1 protein-coding gene and 1 pseudogene are annotated in these 1,281 nt (G+C 62.8%); both read left to right on the top strand.

Annotation, left to right across the window (positions count from 1 at the left end):
- Nucleotides 1–608: pseudogene (locus CWE01_RS32880) on the top strand (hypothetical protein); the annotation flags it as partial.
- Nucleotides 605–1,210: a DUF4123 domain-containing protein gene (locus tag CWE01_RS32885; protein ID WP_100944725.1), complete on the top strand. Its 606-nt coding sequence runs from the start codon at nt 605–607 to the stop codon at nt 1,208–1,210. The pseudogene CWE01_RS32880 and the gene CWE01_RS32885, both read left to right, overlap by 4 nt.
- The last annotated feature ends 71 nt before the right edge of the window (nt 1,211–1,281 follow it).

Here is a 1,281-nt window from a genome sequence, read left to right on the forward strand (position 1 = left end):
TGCGCATCGAAGACCGCAGCGGCGCCGAGCAGATCGCCCTGCGCGCCCAGCGCGACTTCACCGTGCATGCACTGAACGACCAGCGGCTCCAGGTGGATCGCCAACGCAGCGTGCAGGTCGGAGGCGACTCACGCCATGAACTGCAAGGTGAAGAACAGCGCATCACCCATGGCAACCGCCTGACCGAACTCCGGCAGGACGACCATCTGACCGTCAACGGCGAGCAACACGTACAAACTGAGAGTCACCTGTTGCGAGCGACGCGAGATATCCACCTGAGTGCCGGGGAGAACGTGGTGATCGACGCCGGCAGCAGCCTGACACTCAGGGCCGGCGGGCACTGGTTGACCCTCAATCCAGCGGGCATTTTCAGCAGCACGGAGATCACGGTCGGACGCCATCCGGTTTCCGGCAACCGGGCAACGCCGTTGCTACCGGGCCTGCAAACTCATGTGGCAGAAACGCCCGACCCACTGCTGGCGCAACAGCTCGCCGACACCACCCGCGCCATCGTCGAGCTGTGCCAGAAGCCCAAGGGCGGCACGCCACAAGACTGTCCCCGTCAGGACTGTCCTTGCCGAGCCGCTCAGAAGGAACGCGCCCGATGAACACCTGGTTGCTTTTGGAACATACCGAGGCGCTGCGCCCGCAGCTTTACCGACAGGTCAGGCAACCCCCCCCGATACGCCTGTTCGATTCGACCGAAGTCGCCCTATACAGGGAACAAAGCCCTCTGTTGATCGAGGCAGCGAGGTCTTCCGTTCTTTTCGCCGCTGTGCGAAGCACTCCCGAACACTGGCCCGGACTTATTATCGACAGTGCTGTACCCAACGAGCAGTTGCTTGCCCACTTGCGTCATCGGTTGTTTATCCGTTTCGGCCCGGACAATCGCAGAGGGCTCTTGCGTTATTGGTCGCCGAGCAGTGCCAGTTATTTTTTTCCGGCCTGTCCTTCCGAGAACCTGGGACTTTGGCTCGGGCCTATCAGCCACCTGAGCTGGTACGGGGCCACCTGGCCCGGGATCGCCAAAGCGCAGCGGCGCTGGCATGACCTGCCAAACCAGCAAGCCGCGACCTGGCAGCCCGAGGCGAACCTCCCCTCCTTCGCCCTCAGCGCCGAGCTTGAACAAGCCCTCAAGCGCCAACGCCTGGAATGCCAGGCGTTTCACGACGCCACTTCTTTTCCCCAGCCAAGACAGGTGCAGCCATGACCCGGTCCTCCAATGACCTGACCGACGGCCCGGCCTGCGAATCCCAGGCCTTTATCGTCCAGGTCATCGGC

This window comes from Pseudomonas sp. QS1027, assembly GCF_002814235.1.
In the GTDB taxonomy this organism is placed as follows: domain Bacteria; phylum Pseudomonadota; class Gammaproteobacteria; order Pseudomonadales; family Pseudomonadaceae; genus Aquipseudomonas.